The 20,531-nt window shown below is 39.7% G+C and carries 21 protein-coding genes; 2 read left to right on the top strand and 19 right to left on the bottom strand.

All coding sequences use genetic code 11. The features are described from left to right. Positions 1-8: 8 nt before the first annotated feature. The 11 genes from KGF86_RS02585 to paaA form a co-directional block, all read right to left on the bottom strand. The gene (locus KGF86_RS02585; protein WP_186868181.1) at positions 9-785 is read right to left on the bottom strand and encodes an enoyl-CoA hydratase-related protein; all 777 of its coding nucleotides are present in this window, start codon (positions 783-785) and stop codon (positions 9-11) included. Between the two features lie 88 nt (positions 786-873). Continuing rightward, positions 874-2,076: an acetyl-CoA C-acyltransferase gene (locus tag KGF86_RS02580; RefSeq protein WP_186868180.1), complete on the bottom strand. Its 1,203-nt coding sequence runs from the start codon at positions 2,074-2,076 to the stop codon at positions 874-876. Further along, entirely contained in the window at positions 2,073-2,948 is an 876-nt protein-coding gene (locus KGF86_RS02575; RefSeq protein WP_211741079.1) for a 3-hydroxyacyl-CoA dehydrogenase, read from the bottom strand. The genes KGF86_RS02580 and KGF86_RS02575 overlap by 4 nt, the downstream gene beginning before the upstream one ends. Before the next feature lie 286 nt (positions 2,949-3,234). After that, on the bottom strand, positions 3,235-4,755 hold the full coding sequence (locus KGF86_RS02570; protein WP_186868178.1) for an aldehyde dehydrogenase family protein: 1,521 nt from the start codon (positions 4,753-4,755) through the stop codon (positions 3,235-3,237). A 12-nt stretch (positions 4,756-4,767) separates the two neighbouring features. Continuing rightward, positions 4,768-5,544: an enoyl-CoA hydratase-related protein gene (locus KGF86_RS02565; RefSeq protein ID WP_211741078.1), complete on the bottom strand. Its 777-nt coding sequence runs from the start codon at positions 5,542-5,544 to the stop codon at positions 4,768-4,770. Positions 5,545-5,548: 4 nt separating this feature from the next. Continuing rightward, positions 5,549-6,319 carry an enoyl-CoA hydratase/isomerase family protein gene (locus KGF86_RS02560; RefSeq protein WP_211741077.1) on the bottom strand — a complete coding sequence of 257 codons (771 nt, stop codon included), beginning with the start codon at positions 6,317-6,319 and terminating at the stop codon, positions 5,549-5,551. Beyond that, on the bottom strand, positions 6,312-6,617 hold the full coding sequence (locus KGF86_RS02555; protein ID WP_186868175.1) for an EthD family reductase: 306 nt from the start codon (positions 6,615-6,617) through the stop codon (positions 6,312-6,314). The genes KGF86_RS02560 and KGF86_RS02555 overlap by 8 nt, the downstream gene beginning before the upstream one ends. An 11-nt stretch (positions 6,618-6,628) precedes the next feature. Then, on the bottom strand, positions 6,629-7,135 hold the full coding sequence (paaD, locus tag KGF86_RS02550) for a 1,2-phenylacetyl-CoA epoxidase subunit PaaD (RefSeq protein WP_186868174.1): 507 nt from the start codon (positions 7,133-7,135) through the stop codon (positions 6,629-6,631). A 45-nt stretch (positions 7,136-7,180) separates the two neighbouring features. Continuing rightward, a complete protein-coding gene (paaC, locus tag KGF86_RS02545) occupies positions 7,181-8,002 on the bottom strand; it encodes a 1,2-phenylacetyl-CoA epoxidase subunit PaaC (protein WP_186868173.1) in 822 nt (273 codons plus the stop codon). Next, positions 7,999-8,352 (bottom strand): 1,2-phenylacetyl-CoA epoxidase subunit PaaB, encoded by a 354-nt coding sequence (gene paaB, locus KGF86_RS02540; protein WP_186868172.1) that lies wholly within the window; start codon positions 8,350-8,352, stop codon positions 7,999-8,001. The genes paaC and paaB overlap by 4 nt, the downstream gene beginning before the upstream one ends. 19 nt (positions 8,353-8,371) lie before the next feature. After that, positions 8,372-9,361: a 1,2-phenylacetyl-CoA epoxidase subunit PaaA gene (gene paaA / locus KGF86_RS02535; RefSeq protein ID WP_211741076.1), complete on the bottom strand. Its 990-nt coding sequence runs from the start codon at positions 9,359-9,361 to the stop codon at positions 8,372-8,374. Between the two features lie 331 nt (positions 9,362-9,692). Between paaA and paaX the strand changes: the two genes are divergently transcribed. Further along, complete coding sequence (gene paaX / locus KGF86_RS02530; protein WP_186868471.1) at positions 9,693-10,526, top strand: phenylacetic acid degradation operon negative regulatory protein PaaX; 834 nt, start codon at positions 9,693-9,695, stop codon at positions 10,524-10,526. A gap of 99 nt (positions 10,527-10,625) precedes the next feature. Here the strand turns inward: paaX and KGF86_RS02525 are convergent, their stop codons facing one another. Together KGF86_RS02525 and KGF86_RS02520 are read right to left on the bottom strand one after the other, a co-directional pair. Beyond that, positions 10,626-11,075: a GNAT family N-acetyltransferase gene (locus tag KGF86_RS02525; RefSeq protein WP_186868170.1), complete on the bottom strand. Its 450-nt coding sequence runs from the start codon at positions 11,073-11,075 to the stop codon at positions 10,626-10,628. A 98-nt stretch (positions 11,076-11,173) separates the two neighbouring features. Then, complete coding sequence (locus KGF86_RS02520) at positions 11,174-11,590, bottom strand: PaaI family thioesterase (protein ID WP_246521266.1); 417 nt, start codon at positions 11,588-11,590, stop codon at positions 11,174-11,176. Positions 11,591-11,950: 360 nt separating this feature from the next. On the opposite strand from KGF86_RS02520, the gene KGF86_RS02515 reads away from it, so the two are divergent. Beyond that, complete coding sequence (locus KGF86_RS02515) at positions 11,951-12,940, top strand: NAD(P)/FAD-dependent oxidoreductase (protein WP_211741075.1); 990 nt, start codon at positions 11,951-11,953, stop codon at positions 12,938-12,940. 375 nt (positions 12,941-13,315) lie between these two features. Here the strand turns inward: KGF86_RS02515 and KGF86_RS02510 are convergent, their stop codons facing one another. The 6 genes from KGF86_RS02510 to rlmN form a co-directional block, all read right to left on the bottom strand. Continuing rightward, positions 13,316-13,519: a hypothetical protein gene (locus KGF86_RS02510; RefSeq protein WP_186868168.1), complete on the bottom strand. Its 204-nt coding sequence runs from the start codon at positions 13,517-13,519 to the stop codon at positions 13,316-13,318. Between the two features lie 100 nt (positions 13,520-13,619). Continuing rightward, entirely contained in the window at positions 13,620-14,354 is a 735-nt protein-coding gene (gene cuyB, locus KGF86_RS02505; RefSeq protein ID WP_186868167.1) for a cysteate racemase, read from the bottom strand. 37 nt (positions 14,355-14,391) lie between these two features. Further along, the gene (locus KGF86_RS02500) at positions 14,392-15,885 is read right to left on the bottom strand and encodes a Mur ligase family protein (protein ID WP_186868166.1); all 1,494 of its coding nucleotides are present in this window, start codon (positions 15,883-15,885) and stop codon (positions 14,392-14,394) included. A 12-nt stretch (positions 15,886-15,897) separates the two neighbouring features. Further along, positions 15,898-17,079: a carboxylate--amine ligase gene (locus KGF86_RS02495; RefSeq protein ID WP_211741074.1), complete on the bottom strand. Its 1,182-nt coding sequence runs from the start codon at positions 17,077-17,079 to the stop codon at positions 15,898-15,900. A gap of 381 nt (positions 17,080-17,460) precedes the next feature. Next, on the bottom strand, positions 17,461-19,347 hold the full coding sequence (asnB, locus tag KGF86_RS02490; protein WP_211741073.1) for an asparagine synthase (glutamine-hydrolyzing): 1,887 nt from the start codon (positions 19,345-19,347) through the stop codon (positions 17,461-17,463). 47 nt (positions 19,348-19,394) lie between these two features. After that, positions 19,395-20,462 carry a dual-specificity RNA methyltransferase RlmN gene (rlmN, locus tag KGF86_RS02485; protein ID WP_186868163.1) on the bottom strand — a complete coding sequence of 356 codons (1,068 nt, stop codon included), beginning with the start codon at positions 20,460-20,462 and terminating at the stop codon, positions 19,395-19,397. Positions 20,463-20,531: the final 69 nt, after the last annotated feature.

The following is a 20,531-nucleotide window of genomic DNA, read 5'->3' as shown; positions in this document are numbered from 1 at the left end:
TAGACCTCCTACTTCCCCTGGAACTTAGGTGCTCTCTTTTCACTAAATGCTTGTAATGCTTCTATTCTATCCTCTGTCGGTATCGTGAGCTCATATGCTTTTGCCTCAATATCGATGCCCGTTTTCAAGTCTGTATTCATGCCAACCGTTATCGCATATTTTGCTTGTGTTACGGCAATCGGCCCGTTTTGAAGCATGCAATTGGCTAGCTCATTACATTCATCTAACAAGGAATCCTTCGATACCACTTTTAGCAAAATGCCAAGTTCCTTTGCCTCATCGGCTGTAATCTTCCTTGCAGTAAGAATTAGCTCCTTGGCTCTCATCTCCCCAATTAATCTAGGTAATCGCTGTGTTCCACCGGCACCAGGAATGATTGCCCAGCTTGTTTCCGTAAGACCCATTTTCACCTCACGTGCCGCAATCGCAAAGTCGCAAGCGAGCATAAGCTCAAATCCACCGCCAAAGCAATAACCATTTATCGCAGCAATAGTTGGCTGTGGGAGATTAGCAGTTCGCTCAAAGCAATCACGAATCGCTTTCACATTTCGTCTAACTTCTTGTTCTGATAACGATTTTCGTTCTCTCAAATCGGCACCCGAACTAAATGCTTTATCACCGGCACCGGTAATAATAACCGCTCTAATTTCATGATCCAGATGGATTTGGCTTACGATCGTCTTTAGTTCTGTTAGCATTTGGTAATTAAAAGCATTTAAGGCATTTGGGCGGTTTAACGTAATGTAGGCGATTTGGTTGTTTTTTTGGAAAAGTATTGTTTCCATTGGTTTCTCCTTTCGAGTGGTGCTATTCTATTTATATTTGGATGATTAGTGGAGGATTCCATTCATACCATGTTTGTTTTTTGCATGCTTATACTCCTTCTACAATTACCGAGATACCCTGCCCTACACCAATACACATCGTCGCTAACCCATAGTGAACATTTCTCCGTCTTCCCATTTCATGTACTAGTGTAGTTAATATACGGGCACCACTTGCACCAAGCGGGTGACCATACGCTATAGCTCCACCATTAACATTTACCAATTCAGAATCTAGTTCTAACTGATGAATGCAGGCAATAGATTGCGAGGCAAATGCTTCGTTTAATTCTACTAATCCAATATCCTGTACGGTTAAGTTGGCACGTGCCAACGCTTTTCTCGTAGCATGAATTGGGCCAAGTCCCATCACCGCCGGCTCAAGACCTGCTGTTGCACCCGTTACATAACGGGCTAAGAAGTTAAGGCCTAATTCCTTTGCTTTACTTACACTCATTAATAAAAGTGCAGAGGCTCCGTCGTTAACCCCAGAAGCATTTCCGGCTGTGATCGTACCACTTTCAAATATAGGCTTTAGCTTTGCTAGCTTCTCCAAGGATGTATCTGGGCGGGGATGCTCATCTTGTTCAATGCGAATCTCATTCCCTTTCCTATCGTGATAGACGACAGGAACTAATTCACGAGAAAATCGCTTTTCTTCTACTGCTTTTTTAGCACGCATTTGACTTTGAAAGGCAAATTGATCTTGTTCCTTTCGACTAATTCCATAGCGTTTGGCTACATTTTCAGCGGTTTGTGGCATGGAATCGGTACCATATAATTTATCCAGCTTAGAATTGATGAAACGCCACCCTATGGTCGTATCATAAAGCTCCATATTCCCCCTTGGAAAATCTTTTTCTGGCTTTGCCATAACAAGTGGTGCACGGGTCATACTTTCCGTACCACCAGCAATGAAACAATCACCTTCACCTACCGCTATTGCTCTAGCCGCATACATAACAGCATCTAATCCAGAACCACAAAGACGATTAATCGTGGTACCACCAACTTCTACTGGAAGACCTGCAAGCAAAGCAGACATTCTGGCAACATTACGATTATCCTCCCCAGCTTGGTTAGCATTTCCCAAAACAACCTCTTCAATATCCGCAGCAGGCAAATTTGGATTTCTCTCCACTAGTGCCTTAATCACTACAGCAGCTAAATCATCTGGTCGGATATCCTTTAACGCTCCCTTATACCGTCCAATCGGCGTTCTAACTGCATCCACAATTACAACTTCTCTCACTTTTTCACCACCTCACCATCCGTAGAATAGTCGTAGACTCCTCTACCAGTCTTGCGCCCCAGTCTACCGGCCTTCACATATTGCTCTAATAATGGTGCTGGTCGAAATTTTTCCCCTAATGTTTCATGAAGATACTTTAAGTTATTGAGTCGTGTGTCCAATCCAACTAGATCGCCAAGCTCCAGTGGACCCATTGGATAATTCAATCCTAGTTTTATCGCTTTATCGATATCTTCTGCACTAGCAACACCTTCTTGAAGCATATAGAAGGCTTCATTTCCAACCATCGCACTAATCCTGCTCGTAACAAAGCCCGGAAATTCATTCACTTCAACGGTTTCCTTATTCATTCGTTCTGCAACTTCCCGAATAATTTGGACCGTTTCCCTGCTTGTTTCTAGTCCCTTTACGATTTCAACTAGCTTCATTCGATGAACCGGATTAAAAAAGTGCATAGCTGCCACTTTCTCTGGTCTTTTGGTATAAGAGCCTAATTCTGTTGGGCTGATGGTTGAGGTATTCGAAGCGATTACGATATCGCTCGGTGCATGCTGATCAACGGTTTCTAACACATGCTTTTTTAACGCTCGTTTTTCCGGAACTGCTTCAATGACCAAATCTGTATCACTTACGGCGTTGACGAGGTCTAATGACGTATGTAGCTTGGAAAATAGTTCGTTAGCTGCTGATTCGGATAGTTTATTTAAGGTGACTGCTTTTTCTGCAAGACGGGATAATTCGTTTAGGGCACTCCTTAATTGTTCCTCGGATATGTCAACTAGTGTCGTGCGTATGCCTGCATGTGCTGAGACATAGGCTATACCTCTTCCCATCACACCTGCTCCTACGACCGTAATGTTTTCTATCGTCATGTGTAAGCATTCCTTTCTATTAGAATCATTAACATTATTGCCTAGTGATTAAATAGTGGTCATTCCCTTAGTAGACCAAATACACAGAAGAAACCAGAGGGAGGATAGGTGACCCTATTTATTCCCTCTAGCTACGTGCGCGTAACCTCCTGTAGCAAGGTATTGGCAAATTCCCCCGATGGAAACCTAGCTTATTCGCTATCGGTAAAAGAAAACGCCAACAGACATCATGCTTTCTCTATAATAAGTAACATGTAATCGAGCAAAGGCGTATCATTAGCTATTCTTACACACCAAATGGATTTATCGGCTTTGGTCCGTAATAAGATAGGACACTTTTATCCTCCATATATAAATCAAGTGTTTCAACGGTTAATTCTCTTCCATATCCAGATTGTTTGTACCCGCCAAATGGTGTTCCTGGGAAGGCGGAGAACGGGCTGTTAATCATGACAATCCCCGCTTGAATTTGATGGGCTACCCTAGTTGCTCTCGCTTGATTCGTCGTCCAAACAGCAGAGCCTAGTCCATACTCTGTATCGTTCGCTCTCCTTATTACGTCACGCTCATCAGAGAATGTCTCTACCACCACGACAGGGCCAAATATTTCTTCACGAACGACCTTCATATCTGGTGTTACATTCGTAATAATAGTTGGCTCATACCAGTAGCCATTTTCAAAGCCCTCTATCTCCATCTCTTTTCCACCAGTTACAATGGTTGCCCCCTCTTCACGGGCAGATTGCACATAGGAATCAATCTTTTCCAACTGGCTACGACTTATGATGGAACCTATATGGGTAGACTTATCAAATGGGTCGCCCAGCTTTAATTTCTGTGTTCTTGTAACGAACTGCTCCATAAATTCATCATAGATAGCTTCATGAACGAATAAGCGTGATCTTGCCTCACAGGACTGACCGGTATTAAAGAAGATTCCGAATAGAGAGCCTGCAACTGCCGCTTCTAAATCCGCATCTTCAAAAACAATGCTCGGTGATTTCCCACCTAGTTCAAGTGTTAAACGCTTTAACGTACTAGCAGCCTTCTCCATAATGTCTCGACCAGTAGGTGTTGAACCGGTGAATGCCACCTTATTGACGTCCTTATGGGTTACTAAATAATCTCCCACAACTTGGCCGGCACCAGGAATGGTATTTACTACACCTTCTGGTACGCCTGCTTCATGACAAATCTCATTTAATAGAAGGGCCGTTATTGGTGTTAAGCTTGCTGGTTTTACAACAACCGAACAACCAGCAGCAATAGCAGGGGCGATCTTCCACGCAGCCATCATCATCGGATAATTCCAAGGAATAATCTGTGCACAAACGCCAACAGGCTCTTTATGTGTGTAATTGAAAAATCCATTCGGCATGTTATTTACCGTTCCTCTATGTCCAACAATTGCACCAGCGTAAAATTCAAAGTCTTCGATGGCTTGATTAATTTGCACTTGTGCAGCACCAAGAGATTTCCCACTATTTAATACCTCAAGCTCAACAAGCTCCTGAAAGCGACTACGCATTATCTCCGCAATTTTATTTAACACACGGGCACGCTTTCCTACTGGATATTTACGCCACTTTCCATTGTCAAAGGAATTTCTTGCAGCTTGAACCGCTCTTTCTGCATCTTCTATTTGAGCCTTCGCAATCGTCGCAATAACTTCTCCTTTTGCCGGATTAAACGTTTCAAACACTTCGCCTGAAACACTTTCTACTCGCTCACCATTAATAATCATCCCGTAGTGACTACGCTTCATTTCTCCAACCGATGTGATTTTATCGGATACCACTTGTTCCATTATTTCTCCTCCTTATTTCCCAACAAAATTTGGTTTGCGTTTTTCCATAAATGCTTGGAGTCCTTCTTGGTGGTCTTGTGATAATCCTGCGATTCTCTGAGCAAAGGCCTCTTGCTCTAAAAAGGTTTCATAGCTCGTGTGCATACTATCAAGCATATAACGCTTGATAAGGGAGAATGATTTTGTTGGTAGACTTGCAATATGTGAAGCAAATTCTCCTATTTGTGATTCCCACTCTTCTTCATCTAAAACTGCTGTGACTAATCCAATTTCTAGAGCCTCTTCCGCTAAGATTGGTTTCCCTAATGTTGCAATCTCTAATGCCTTGGCATAGCCAACCATACGTGGAAGCTGATAAAGAAATCCAGAGTCTGGAACCAATCCAATATTCATAAAGGCACTAACGAATTTCGCTGTGTTCTTCATTACACGGAAGTCACAGGCTAGTGCTAAGCTCATTCCAGCCCCGGCAGCAATTCCATTAATAGCAGCAATAACAGGCTTCGGCGTTTCCTTAAGCTGCTTTAACATCGGATGATATCGATTCTTTAGGAATTCAGCATGGTTTGTATGTTCTTCGACATCCGCTAAATCCTGTCCTGAGCAAAAGGCTTTCCCATTCCCCGTTATGACAATACATGTCACTGCTTCATCCTTCGTTGCCTGTTTCAATGCTTTTCCTATCTCTAAATTCATCTGTTCTGTAAATGCATTATAGGCAGCAGGCCGATTTAATACGATAGTGGCGATATTTTCATTTTTCTCATAAAAAATAGTTCCATAGTCCATATCACTACTTCCCCCTAAACGAAGGTGTTCGCTTTTCTGTGAATGCACGCATTCCCTCTTTTTGATCTTCCGAGGAAAAAGCAAGATAAAAATTCTTCCTCTCTAGCATTTTCCCCTCAAGTAGAGATAAGTCAGCTGCTGCATGAACGGCCTCCTTAATTAACCGTAATGATATTGGAGCTTGTTTGGATAGTTGGTGGGCTAGCCTCATTGTTTCCTCCTCCACTAGCTCCGGTGCTACACTCCGATTAATGACCCCGTAGTGAAGAGCTTCCCTTGCTGTCATTTGTTCTCCTAGCCAAATCCACTCTAACGCCCTTCTAACTCCCATCACTTTCGTAAGAAACTGGGTTCCACCTGCCCCGGGTAATATACCGAGCTTTACTTCTGGAAAACCAAACTTAGCATCTTCGCTTGCAATAATAAGATCACAGTGAAGCGCTAACTCAAATCCGCCACCAAGTGCAAAACCATTTACCGCTGCTAGTAGTGGCTTTTTAATTAGACTAATTCTATCCCACTGTGCAAAAGGATTTAGGAGCTCTAATGAGAGTGACGTTTCTTCCATCATTTCTTCAATATCAGCACCAGCTGCAAAGGCCTTTTCACTCCCTTTTAACACAATGACCCGGATGGACTCATTCAGATCAAAGGCTTCAAGCTGTGTCACAATTTCATCGACCATTTCTCGGTTCAAGGCATTAAGCACTTTTGGGCGATCGAACTGAATGACACCAACACCGTCTTCCGAGTAGACTTTAATGAATCTAGTCATTTACCTCTTCACCAATCATGAGCGTGACAATATCGCCCGCAAATTTCATAACATCTCTCCCAGATGCCTTCCCTTCATCTGTTCTCATCGCCTTTTGTAAGGATTCATGATCGTCATAGTACATCTCACACAATAGATAGAATTCACTCTCTCCCATTGGTGAACCTACAATTCTAGTAACCTCCATCTTTCGTAATCCTGGAATCTTGCTTGTAATTGGTGCATGGGTGTTAAAATAATGCTCATCAAAATTTTCCTTATCTGCTGGTTGCTTGTATAACGCAATAAGTTTTACCATACTTTCTCCTCCTAATAATTGGTATGAAGTGGTTTTACCACTGGTTTCATTGCTTCAAATGGATTCCTGCAGGCACGGCAATACAAGATACTACGGCATGCAGTTGGTCCAAAAACATTTTCCATCGAAGTGTAATCCGAGTCACAATATGGACAATTCACCGTCCACTCATCCCCTGGTTGATAATTTTCTGGTGGCGGTGCAATACCATGTTTCTTTAGCTCCTGTTTCCCTTTTTCAGTTATGGTATCGGTTGACCATTGATGCTCCATCGTAAATTTCACCTGGCAACTAGTAACCCACTCTAATGTTTCAACAGCCTTTTGCACATTTACCCCGATAAAGTCTAACGCAGGGCAGCCTGCAAACGTTGGAACCATTTTGATCTCCACCTGATTTCCGTCGATAGCGACTTCATGTACCATACCTAAATCATAGACACTAACAGAAGGGAGCTCCGGGTCATCGACAGTCCTTAAGACAGCATAAATCGCTTCTAAATTCGTAATCTCCTCCAATGTCTCTCCTCCTCTCCTGTAACATGACACATTAAGATGATTCGTTTACCATGCTGCTGTTTTATCACTGTTATATACTTCCGCTAAAGTATCCAGCGCCTGTTCTAAATCACCAGTATGCTCTCCGTTTCTACCATTACCATATTTCTGTTGAAGTGGGCTTTGTGGTGTCTCTCGTAACACATTGTTCACTTCCTCTAGCCATTTAGCCTTTAGTTCCTCTGCACTGATCATAATTAATTGATGCTTCCTCATATCTGCTTCCAATGCGCCAAGTTCTAATACATCAGCAAATTCATTCCATGCTTCCTCGACGCGATCTTGTATCCGTTTCTTCGCCTCTTCGGTAGCGCCTTGAAGCTGTCTCATCCAAATCCTCCAATGAGCCAAGTGATACGGATGCTCCATTAATACCTTTCTAGCAACGTGAGCTAACGGTTGATAAGAGCTATTTGCAATCGCTTCCAATTTAATCTTTTTAAACGTTTCATAGAAATAGTTTCTCACTACTGCTAATGCCCAGTCGTAATATGGTTCTTCTAAATACGTTCCCTCACCATTGCGTTTTTCCAAGTAGCTGCCATTCCGTCGTTCACTTGGCTTTCGATCATGTGCCAATATATCTGCCTTTCCTACCCCTAACGCCTCTAAAAGGTTGTAGTACATTACCGCATGACCCATTGTATTTTGGGTAATAGAAGAGTAAGCCACATCCTCTTCAATATGAGGAGCTAACCCTAACCATTCGGAGCCTCTAAATGCTATCAATAAATCGTCATCCGCTAACTGAAATAAGAGCTCCTTTAACGCTTGAAAATACGTAGGGTCTTGCTTTGCTTGATCTGGTGTTTCGATTATCTCGCTCATTTTCTCTTCACCTCTTTCCAAGACATGATTTCTTTTTCATCAAGCATGCCCTGCTCTTTCTCCTTCCACTTTTGTCGTAAATACCCATATCCTTTAGTTGTCCGATACTCTTTATTATCCAAGCGCTTAGTCCAGACCTGTCTTTCCTCGCTATTCATCTTTCGAATATCACTTTGCTTTACAACCCATACATCCACTACGTCTTCCCGGCGCATAAAATTTTCCTGTGCCATGATCATGGCCATCTCTTGGTTCGGTGCTAGCAAACTAAATTGATGCTGCATTGGCGCTTTGTTACCCCTTCTGCTGAACACCTCATAGACCTGATAAAAATCGGTTTCCTTCGTCATTTGTCTCTCCCTCCTCTCATTACACCGTGACTATATCCTCAGCAAGCGCTTGGCGTACCCAACGGTTATGGCTATACGCAATCTCTCTTAATCGTAAACGCTCCTTTGATTTTGGCCCTTTATTTCTAATAATTTGTTTGAATTCATCCCAATCAGGTTGCTTGTAAATCCATTTTTCTTCTTTTTCATCATAACGAATCGTATCGTCTGGAACGGTTAGTCCGAGTGAAAATACTCTAGGCAAATACTTTGATAAGAATGTTTGGCGCAATTCTTCATTGGTACTCTTTCGAATTTTGTATTTAATCATAATGTCTTGCTTCGAGGATCCAGTCGTTTCAGCTGAAGCAGGCCCAAAGAACATGAGTAGTGCCGGCCACCAACGATTCAGTGATTCCTGTAAAATGTCACGTTGGTACGCATTTCCTTCCGCTAATGCCATAATGATGGACTCGCCATGTTGGGCGTGAAAAACTTCCTCCTGGCAAATTCGTTGTAATGCCCGTTGGTATGGACCATAGGACGCATCTAGCATATTGGTTTGTGACATAATTGCCGCGCCATCAACTAGCCAACCAACCATACCGGCATCTGCCCATGTTTTGGTTGGCATATGAAAGACATTATGAAACTTTAAATCTCCATTTAATAAATCCTCTATCAGATTTTCTCTCGTCTTCCCAAAAGGCTTCATAAGGTCTTCTGCGACCCGAAGTAATAATTGACCATGGCCCATTTCATCTTGCACCTTTGCCATTATGCCTAGCTTTCTTCTCAAGGTTGGAGCTTTTGGCACCCATTCTTTTTCAGGAAGTGCTCCCATTATTTCACTTATTCCATGCATGGAAATTAGCTTGATCAGGGCCATACGATAATCGGCAGGCATCCAGTCATCTGCTTCAATTTTTTCCCCAGAATTAATTCGGGCCATAAATGCATCATATTTCTCTGGATCGTGTTCAACATATGCGGTTGTTTTGGAATCCCCGTCCTCCACATAGTTATACATTCTACCACCCCTTCATAACGTTTCTTTAACGCAATGATAACAAAGTGTCATATATATGACAATATAATAATTTTAAATTTTCTCAAATTTAATCGACATTTTATGCTATAATGGGTTCTGCCAATCTAGTTATAAGGACTAGAAATCAAATCTATATGACAGTTAGATATAAAACGTTTTATTTCTGTTATTATGATAAGAATGGAAAAAGCAAGGCAATTACTGTTCAGCTCACAGATTTTTTGTTAAAATTTGAACATATAAAAATTACATAACCGGATGGACATAAGAGAGGACGTTTCAGGTGGAAAAGCAATTTAATACGAGGTCAATGATCTTCACGTTATTTGGAGATTATATTAGGCATTATGATAATGTGATATGGATTGGAAGCTTAATTCGATTATTAGAGGAATTTGGTCATAACGAACAATCGGTTCGAGCAGCTATTTCCAGAATGAGTAAACAGGGCTGGGTACAGTCAGAAAAGATTGGCAACAAGAGCTTTTATTCATTGACTGACCGAGGGAAAGCAAGGATGGAAGAAGCATCGAAGCGTATCTATAAAACCGAGCACCCATCTTGGGATGGACAGTGGCGAATTCTTGTATACACCATTCCTGAGAATAAACGCCATTTACGAGATGAATTAAGAAAAGAGCTGGTGTGGAGTGGATTTGGCTTATTATCAAATAGCTGCTGGATTACCCCAAATCCATTAGAAGAGCAAGTAAATTTGTTAATGGAGAAATACGATATCCATGAGTATGTTTCGTTCTTCGATGCCTCTTATATTGGGATGAATAATGAGGAAGATCTAGTTCAAAAATGCTGGAATCTTGATGATGTGAACGACAAGTATCAATTATTCATTCAAGAATATAGTCAAAAATACGTTATAGACAAAAATAAAATTGAAAAAGGGGAATTAACGGATGGTAGTTGCTTTGTGAAGTCAGCGCTTTTAGTCCATCAATATCGGAAGTTTTTATTCATTGACCCAAACCTACCGCAGGAGCTTTTACCAACAAGATGGCTTGGTGACTCTGCTGCTTCCTTGTTCACGGACTACTATAATATGTTAATTGAGCCAGCAAGACGATTTTTCAAGAATGTCTACGAGCAGGGCGATATCCAAAGGTTCCAGGAGAGCCTGAAAGAATAAATCAACTCCTTACATAATATGTACAAAAAACGCCAATTGGCGTTTTTTGTTACGTAGAGTAGAGTTTACTACCAATTGTGCTACCATTGTCCGTTACGTTTAAGCCTTCTTTTGAAAAAAAGATAAAGACAATAATTCATTCACCGTTATTTCGTTCATAAATTGAAATCCATTTTTCTTATAAAACTGAATTGCTGGTGTATTTTTAGAGCCTGTTGCTACCTTTATCGTTTCCACTTCAAACGCATTTTCAATAAACGTGAAAAGCACTTGTGCGATTCCTCGTCTAAAATGGCTTGGATGTACGATTAACCTATGGATGTCCATCTCCCCATTGTCTAGCTTGAAAGAGATTGCTCCACATAATTTATCCGCTTCATAATACCCAAAGAAGGTTTCTCCACAATATTGTAAAGTAGAAACGGTATCCTTTAATGGTGGAATTTCATAGGAGCCAATTATTTCCGCCTCGACCTTGTATGATGCTAGTTGCAAGGTTAATACCTCTTCTGCGTTGCTCCTATTTGCCATGACCATTTCTTTAATCATTGCAACCCCTCTTCACTATATAATACTTTCTTTCGTTAACCCCATATTTTTTATATCATGACATCGATACTCCAGTTCATCATGTTTTATACTTTCGATTACTGTGACTGAATTAGTACAGACGATACACAAGTAGCAATCTTCTTCCCATTCTGCACTAGATCCGCCACCACATATGCTAAGGTCCTTCCCATCTTCTCGACTCTAGCGGTTACCTCTATTTCCCCCTTTACACCTGGTCGATGAAAAGTTGTATCTAGATCAATCGACACAAAGCCCTGATTTTCTGTCAGTTTAGAAGCAACTGCATAGGCCATTAAAATATCGGCTGCCGATGATAAAAACCCCCCCATGACGACTCCTAAACCATTAATATATTTATCATCTACCGTCCAAATCCCATTGGCTATGCCATCATTTGCATCGTCCACCTTTATTTGCATCGTTACATCACAAGGTGGCGGGGTTAATCCATCTGATACAACTTTTTGCAAATCAGAAATAGAATATCTCAAATTCTCCACTCCTCAAATTACATGTTTACTAAAATAAAACTTAAATTCTTAGTCCGTTTAAAATACGTTTATTTCAGTTTAAATATTACCCTACTAGTTGTCAATATAATCCAAATTAAGTCAACTAAATGTGTATTCTAACAATAAAGGTTAAACTTGAATATAAAACGATTCCAAGAGTAATTTCCCATTAAAATGTAGGAGAAGAGACCTTCATATTTAAAATTTCAGAATAATGATTGACTTTTATTTATAATATTCTTATTATTTATGTATCAAAATATATTCGTTCGTATTTTACACGTTATATGAATTTTTGTTATTTAATGTGCTTGAAAATAGTAAAAAGGAGACTAACACATGAAAGAGATGGTGGATATAACGATTATCGGTGCTGGACCGATTGGTTTGTTCAGTGCATTTTACGCAGGTATGCGGGAAGCAAGTGTGAAAGTGATTGATAGTATGCCAGAGGTTGGTGGGCAGTTAGCGGCCTTATATCCAGAAAAGTACATTTATGATGTGGCAGGATTTCCGGGAGTTAAGGCAAAGGATCTCGTAAAGGAGCTACATAAGCAGGCACTAACCTTTTCTCCTAGCATCTGTCTGAATGAGCAAGTACTAGATATTATCCGTCTAGAGAACGGTACGTTTGAAATTTATACAACTAAAACCGTTCATTATTCGAAAAGCATTCTCATTTCAGCAGGTGCAGGCGCTTTTGAACCTAGAAAATTAAAACTAGCTAATATAGCTCAATTCGAAGAGCATACCTTACACTACTTTATTAAGGAGTTAGAAAGGTTTCGTAACAAAAGGGTATTAGTATGTGGCGGCGGGGATTCAGCTGTGGACTGGGCGCTTGCACTAGTAGATATTGCAGAGGATGTTACGCTTGTCCATCGGAGAGACGCATTTAGGGCGCATGAGCATAGTCTCACACAGCTTAAACATTCGTCCGTAACTATCCTCACCCCATATGAAGTTACCGAATTAATTGGAAAGGAGCATGAAATACATCATGTCACACTCCAGAAGGTGAAAGAACAAGACAGGAAGACGGTCACGGTCGATGAGGTCATCGTCAATTATGGCTTTATCACAAATATTGGTCCGATAAAATCTTGGGGACTAGAAACGACTAAAAATGCTGTTTTCGTGAATGGTAAAATGGAGACTAACATTCCCGGAATCTATGCTTGTGGAGATATTTGCTCGTATGAAGGGAAGCCAAAGCTTATTGCTACTGGATTTGGGGAAGCAACTATCGCTATCAATCACGCAAAAGCCTATTTGGATCCAAAGGCTAAATTAAGTGTCCATAGTACACACCTGTTTTCTTCATCCTAATGAGGAATACGTAGACACGTTTGTTTATTCTTTCTTATCGTTTAAGATAAGCTCGCATTCGGTAAGCAAAGCAATTCGCGCAAGGGTTTGGGTATTTCGCGCGGGCTTGGTTTTGTTTCGCGCGACCTTATATAAAAATCGCGCGACTCTGTGGTGCTCGCGCGATTTTCTATGACTCTCGCGCGTTTTCTGGAGCTTCCTGCGCGTTTTCCGATAACTCCCGCGCGAATCCAACGTAACTTCGCGCTAAAACCATGTTGAAATCGCCTAATCCAATAACTCCACTCTATAAGACTAGGGGCTATACCTCATCCTTTTTCATCTATTAAAAAAGGATGCTTCAGAATTAAACTTCCTGAAACATCCTAACATTCATTATTTCATACCACGAGTATCTACTTCATACCATTCTTTAACAGATGCGTTACAGCATTCTGCTATTTTTCGAAACTTTGCTTTAGGTATTTTAACTTTAATGTAATTAGCTTCCTCCTCTGAAAGCCTCAATTCACGTACACTTCTACCGTCCTTGAAGGATTCGAGTAAGAATTCATCAAATGCTTCTTTATCTGATAACACGAACTTCCCTCCTTACACTTAGAGAAATAACATTCACAAAGTTTTCATGCGGTAGCTATTCTTATACGTTAGTCATTATAAAATCCCTATTATGGCTGAACTAAATAGGTAGGTTAGAGACCACTACTCGCTTTTTTAATTCTTTGCCTGAGCGAATGATGGACTCATTTACTAACACCTGCATTGCATCTACACAATACTGCTTCCAATGCTCTGAGATTTCAATACAAGAAAGCTCTGTACATCCTAAAATGACACAATCACAGTTCTCATCCTCTATCAGCTTTGCAATAATTTGCTCGAACCCGTGAACATCAACAGGTTGGTCTGCTTTGAAATTATATATTGTTTGCATCACTTTTTGTTGGTCATGCACATTTGGGATAGGAGCCTTCATATTATATTTATGACACTCAGCCTGATATATACCTGTATTAATTGTCCCATCCGTTGCTAAAATCCCCACTTTAGCCGTACTACCAAACGTATTTCGAATATGGGTTACCGTTTCTTCGATCATATTAATTATGTTTATCGAAGTCATTTCCTGCATTTCACGGAAGAAATAATGGGACGTATTGCATGGAATGGCAATGTTATCTATTCCAGCAGCTTCAAAAATCTCAAAATCTTTTTTAACCGCTTGTAAAAACGGTTCTTTATTATCTTCAAGAATTGCTCTTGTCCGATCCGGAATCGTAGCATGGTTAAGAATAACCATATCAATGTGGTCTTGGTCCTTATTGGCTACCGTATTTTCAATAACTCGATCAAAAAATAACGATGTAGCAGCAGGTCCCATCCCACCTAAAACTCCTAGCTTTTTCTGTTTCAATCAATCCACCTGCTTTATATCATACTGTGCATAGACACTATTTGACTTCCGCATTTTCTTTGTTTAACGCTTCTAAGGCGATACCTGCACCATAATCCATACCTTGACATCCAGCAAGTAGTACTAAATCACCTTTATTCGCTTTTGATAATGCTTCATGTATCGCATCTGGTAATTCATTATATAAGTTAACTTTAATATTAGCTTTTTCCATCACATCTAAAAATGCCTTGACTTCATCATCTGTCACTTCGTCTTTCGAGGTAGTATGGGATACGCTTCGAGTTGCAATAACTTCCTTAATATCAAGCTTATCTGCCCATTCCACAATGACTTCCGCATTTTCACGGTTAATGGTTGCCCCACGCTGTCCACGAACAGCATAGACAAGCTGTAATTGCTCGAAATCCATAAAGTCTAATGTTTGTAAGGTAACATTTATATTTCCTGGGTTTGCAAAATGGTCATCTACTACTTTAATTTCATTTTCATAGATGAATTCAAAACGACGAGGTACTCCAGAAAATTCTTTTAGCGTCTCTTGAATCGTGCTTATTCGAACTCCGCTAATAAGTGAAGCAATGATCGCAACCATCGCATTATACACAGAGTGAAGTCCTGGTACAGCTAATTCAACATCGAATTCACTTGGCTCATATGAAATACCATTTGCTTCAAATGACTTTAAAATCTCAACGGTAAACTTACCTCTACCAGTAGTTAAATCCAAGTTTTTGCAATGGACATAGCCATCTTTACTGTCGATTCCAAATGAAATAACCTTTGCTTTTGTTTTATCCACTAATGAAGCAGAATATTGATCATCTAAATTTAAAATCGCAAAGCTATTCTCAGATGCATTCCGAATTAAGCTCGATTTTGCTTCAAAATAGCGTTCGAAGGTGCCATGCATCTCCATATGCTCTTTACTCATATTGTTTAAAGACACAATATCATAGTTGACCCCTTCTACACGGTGTAATTCTAGTGCAGCTGAGGACACCTCCATCGTGACATGGGTCACATCATTCTGAACCATTTCATTTAAATAGCGTTGTAAATCTAGGGACTCAGGGGTTGTCAGTTCAGCAGGGATTGACTCGTCACCATTTTTGATAATGACAGTTCCAATTAGACCTGTGCGACGCCCTTCGTTTTCTAAAATAGCATTCGTCATGTACGTAGTTGTTGTTTTACCATTTGTTGCTGTAATCCCAATCATGTTCAACTTGGATGATGGATCTTGATAAAAGCATGCCCCTAGTCTCGCTAATGCAATACGACTATCTTTTACAACATATTGTGGAATATCAATCCCATCTTGGAAGTCCTCTACTACCGCAGCCACAGCGCCACGCTTTACTGCATCTGCCAAGTACTGATGACCATCCGTTTTATAACCTTTTACACAGACAAATAAATCTCCTTCTTGAACCTTTTGGGAATGATAGGAGACATTACGAATTTCTAACGGCTCTACTTCCCTACCATTGGTTACTTCAATAGCTTGTAATAATTGTTTTAATTGCATACAAAATTCCTCCTATCCTTTCCTTTGGCCAAACAATTTACCAATTCTCGTTTTCATAAATACAAACGCAGGTTTAGGGTCGCTCAAGCTCCAGATTGCATATGCCTTTGGTCGAAATAACGATTTTACGACCTCTGAAGATTTTAACTGACCTGTTTTGACATAATCCTTTACTGCTAGTAAATCTTCATATCCATACCAGAAAGCACGGTTTGTCGTTTCGGTCACTGCTTTTGGCTCTAATGGATCACCGATCATTTCCCGGTATGTGATGTATGGGAAATTCAAGCCAACTTTATATAATAAATGATTAAAATTGGTAATTCTTGCGTTGATTTCAATTAAATAGAACTCGCCAGTCTCTTCGTCTTTTTTAAATTCAATCTCAGCAAAGCCTTTATATTGAATCCCCTCTAGAAACTTCGAACCAAGCTCAAATAATTCGGGGGTGTATTTTTGGATTGTGTATACCGATGCTCCAAAATTAATAGGGTATTGGCGAAGCTTTTGGCAAGTGGTCCAATGGGTCACCTTAGAATCTTGGTTCAAATAAGCATCGAATGTGTACATATGGTCGTCAAAACCCGGAATAATCCGTTGAACGAACACTTCTTGATTGGCGGATTTCGCCTTTTCCAATGCTTCTTCTAGTTCTTCCATGTTATGAACTTTAAAGATTTTCTTTCTAAAGGTAGCAACAAAGCTAGGGGAATCGAACGGTTTTACTAAACAAGGAAACTTTATTTCCTGTTCTACTCGTTCTTTAAAATTCGGTTCCTTTACCCTAACTGTCTCCGGTACTCGTACACCATGCTCTATCGCTAGTGCGTGTAATGTATCTTTATTTATTACACGTGTTGCTAAGCCTTGCTCTGTTTGAGGGATTAAGTAATATTCCTTAATCCGATGTAAATGCGCGTCGATAACCTCCAAATATGTATCATGACATGGAATCAACACTGGCTTTTTATCTTGCTTCTTTGCATAATCAATTAATGCTTGAATAAATTCTTCCGTCTCTTCTTTGTAATGTGGCACTATTATTTTTTCTGAGCAATATTTCGAAGCCGCACCATAGCGATCATCTTCTGAATAATCTACCGCAACTGTATGAACGCCTTCTTTACCTAGACTTCTAATCGCACTTAATCCTATATAATAATTATTACCTAAAATCACTGCTTTATGATTCATATCGATTACTCCTATTAGGGTGTTACTATCCTATTCATAATATTGTATTTTTATTAAATATCATAGACTTTTTCATGATTGTTCATTACATTATACACCTCATTATACCTGTGTACAAAGTTAACTTCAATAAGTCTATATAAGTGAATGAACGATGTTTATCTATAAAGAAAGCAGATAGAAGCTTGGACATAAGTGGTAAAGAAAAAAACCGAATGAATAGCATATCCCAATCTAGTAGCAGGCCTCACCGCCTTCCACGGGTGATAAGGTAAGCCCCTTCGCTCAAGTCTATCTATAGTTGCGGGGCTAGTATTTATGTTTCATTCGATTTACGATTAAATTCATTTCTATGTCTCTGTGTAAACCATGATAGTACATTTACGACTCGATAAATAATTGATGCCACATCATAAAGACAAGGATGGTCCATAGTTTTCTTGCGTTATTGTGATACCCTTTGTAATGACTCTTTAAGAGCTTCATGCAATAGGTTTTATCCAGAATGTGATCGGTGTTACTTTCTTGAATGATTTCGGTTGCCCAATCATACAGTTCATTTCTTAACCAGTTTTTTAATGGTACAGGAAAGCCTAGCTTTTTCCGATTGGTAACGTGCTCTGGAATGAAACCGATGGCAGCTTTACGTAATATTGCTTTGGTTTGTTTATTGGTAATTTTATAAGCTACTGGTATTTTGCTTGCAACATCAAAGACTTCTTTATCTAAAAATGGTGTCCTAAGCTCAATGGAATGTGCTTTCGTCATTCGGTCTGCCTTTCTTAATATATCCCCAGGTAACCAAGTATGCATATCTACATATTGCATTTGATGAGCTGGATGGGCCTCTTTCACCATGGCAAATAAGTCGGCTGTCATGTGCTTGTAATTAGTTAATTCATCATACGTTCTCATAAAGCGACTTTTTTCCTCTTCTTCAAAGATCTTAGCATTTCCAATATACCGCTCATGGAGTGGGGTGGTACCACGTTCTAGAAAGCCCCTTCCTATTATCCCATCAGGAACAATTCGGGATAATGTTCTCAGCCATTTTCTTATTGTATCCGGCAGATATTGAAATACTTTTAACGAATGAAATTCATGATAGATGTTATAGCCTCCAAATAATTCATCAGCCCCCTCACCTGATAGCACTATTTTCGTATGGCCACTTGCTTTTCGGGCAGCAAAATATAATGGAACACATGATGGATCTGCTAACGGTTCTTCTAGCAAGTGAATAATAGTTGGTAGGCTGGCTACAAATTCTGCCGGACTAATTAGATACGAGATATTCTCTACTCCTAGCTCTTCTGCGGTTTGCTGTGCAATGGGAATTTCAGAATATCCTTCTACATCAAATCCAACAGAGAAAGTTTTTATACTAGGGTTAAACTGCTTGGCTATCCCAACAAGAAGGCTTGAATCAATACCACCTGATAATAATGCTCCCAAGAACTTTTCTTCTTGTATATGCACCTTTACTGAGTCTACTAAAATCTCTTGGATCCGATTAATAATTTGGTTCTCGTTGCCGTTTACGGGATGGAATGCTGCTTTAAAATAAGCATAGGTTTCCAGAGGTTGATAGGCTTTTTTGATTAAGTAGTGACCTGGTTTTAAGCTAGTAATTTCTTTTTTCAAGGTGAGTGGTGGGGGAATATATTGAAATGAAAAGTAGTGTTGTAATGCTTGATAATGGAATGTTAGATCTTTCCTTAGCCTAGTTATAGCTTGTATTTCTGTAGAAAAAAGAACCTCCTCTTCTGTATCCATCATGTAAAGCGGTTTAATTCCAAAGGGATCTCTAGCAGCATAGAGAATCTTTTCTTGATAATCCCATATTACCAATGCAAATGTGCCCCTTAACAGTTGGAATCCCTTAACACCGCATTCTAGAAATAGGTTACCAAGGACTTCTTCTGCTGTATCCAAGTTAAGCATATAGCCTTTCTTCTCTAGCCTTTTACGTAAGTCTCCCTCATTATAAATGGTTCCATCGAAAACTAGTCCATATCGTTCATTATTGAATATAAAGGGTCGAACATTACGATAATCGGTGAGTTTCATAACCAGAAAATCAGCTTGCTCCATAGTTTCCATTTCATCATGCATTTCCTCATTCTCAAGCTCAGTTAAATTTGCCTCTTGCGTCGGTTTGCTATCTTGCTTAAATCTTTTAGATGTGAGTAAACCAACAAATCCAGACACACTAATTTCCCCTTTTCGTATAGTAAACGTATCTTTTGCAATATTATATTCAAACAAAAAAAGACTGACTCAAAATTATGATGAGTCGGTCTTTTCGTTTCCGCTTATACAATCTTTTGCTTTTTAATTTGTTTGCTTCGTAATTGCCCACATGCTGCATCTATGTCAGCTCCATTTTCCCAGCGAACTCCACTATTAATACCATTTTTCTTCAATACTTCGTGGAATGCTTGGATGACATGTGTCTCACTTCGTTGATACTGGCCATGCTCCTCAACAGAATTGTAAGGGATGAGGTTCACATAGGAAAGATGGCGTTTGCTACGTAGTAATTTGGCAAGCTGTATCGCTTCTTCCTCGTGATCATTGACATCCTTAAGCATAATATACTCATACGTTATTCTACGATTAGAATTCTCTAAGTAATAATCTACAGCCTTCATCAGCTTTTCAATAGGAAATGCTCGGTTTATCTTCATAATGCTAGTTCTTAGTTCATTGTTCGGTGCGTGTAAGGAAATAGCTAGGTTTACTTGTAAACCGGTATCAGCAAATTCATAAATTTTGTGAGCTAAGCCACTAGTTGATACAGTAATATGACGCTGACCAATTTTAAGGCCATTCTCATCATTTACGACTTTAATGAAATCAATTAAGTTCGTAAAGTTATCAAACGGCTCACCAATTCCCATTACGACAATATGGCTAACCCGTTCATCTTTTCCTTGTTCATCCAGATGCTTTTGCACCTTCATAATCTGCTCTACAATTTCGCCACTATCTAAATCTCTGCTCTTTCTAAGTAGACCACTAGCACAGAAGGTACAACCAATATTACACCCGACCTGTGTTGTGACACATACAGAAAGACCATAATTAAAACGCATCAACACCGTTTCAATTAAATTTCCATCTGCTAATTTGAACAGAAATTTAACTGTCCCATCTTTAGAGACTTGTTCGATTTCCTCTTCCAATGTTTCAATAACAAAATTCTCTTGTAATAGTTCAATCGTTTCTTTATTTACATTTTTCATTTCTGTAAAATGACGGACCCGTTTCTTATATAACCAATCCCAAACTTGTTCAGCACGGAATCTTTTTTGTCCTTTTTCTATTAACCATTCTGTTAATTGTTCCATTGTTAATCCATAAATGGATCTTAATTTCATAATATATCCTCATCTCCAAATAACTATATCGTACTATAACTAGTAATCGTATTCGCTAAATCACTTTCT

Source organism: Ornithinibacillus massiliensis (genome assembly GCF_018310345.1).
Lineage (GTDB): Bacteria > Bacillota > Bacilli > Bacillales > Amphibacillaceae > Ornithinibacillus > Ornithinibacillus massiliensis.
This window is presented reverse-complemented; position numbering and strand designations above follow the sequence as displayed.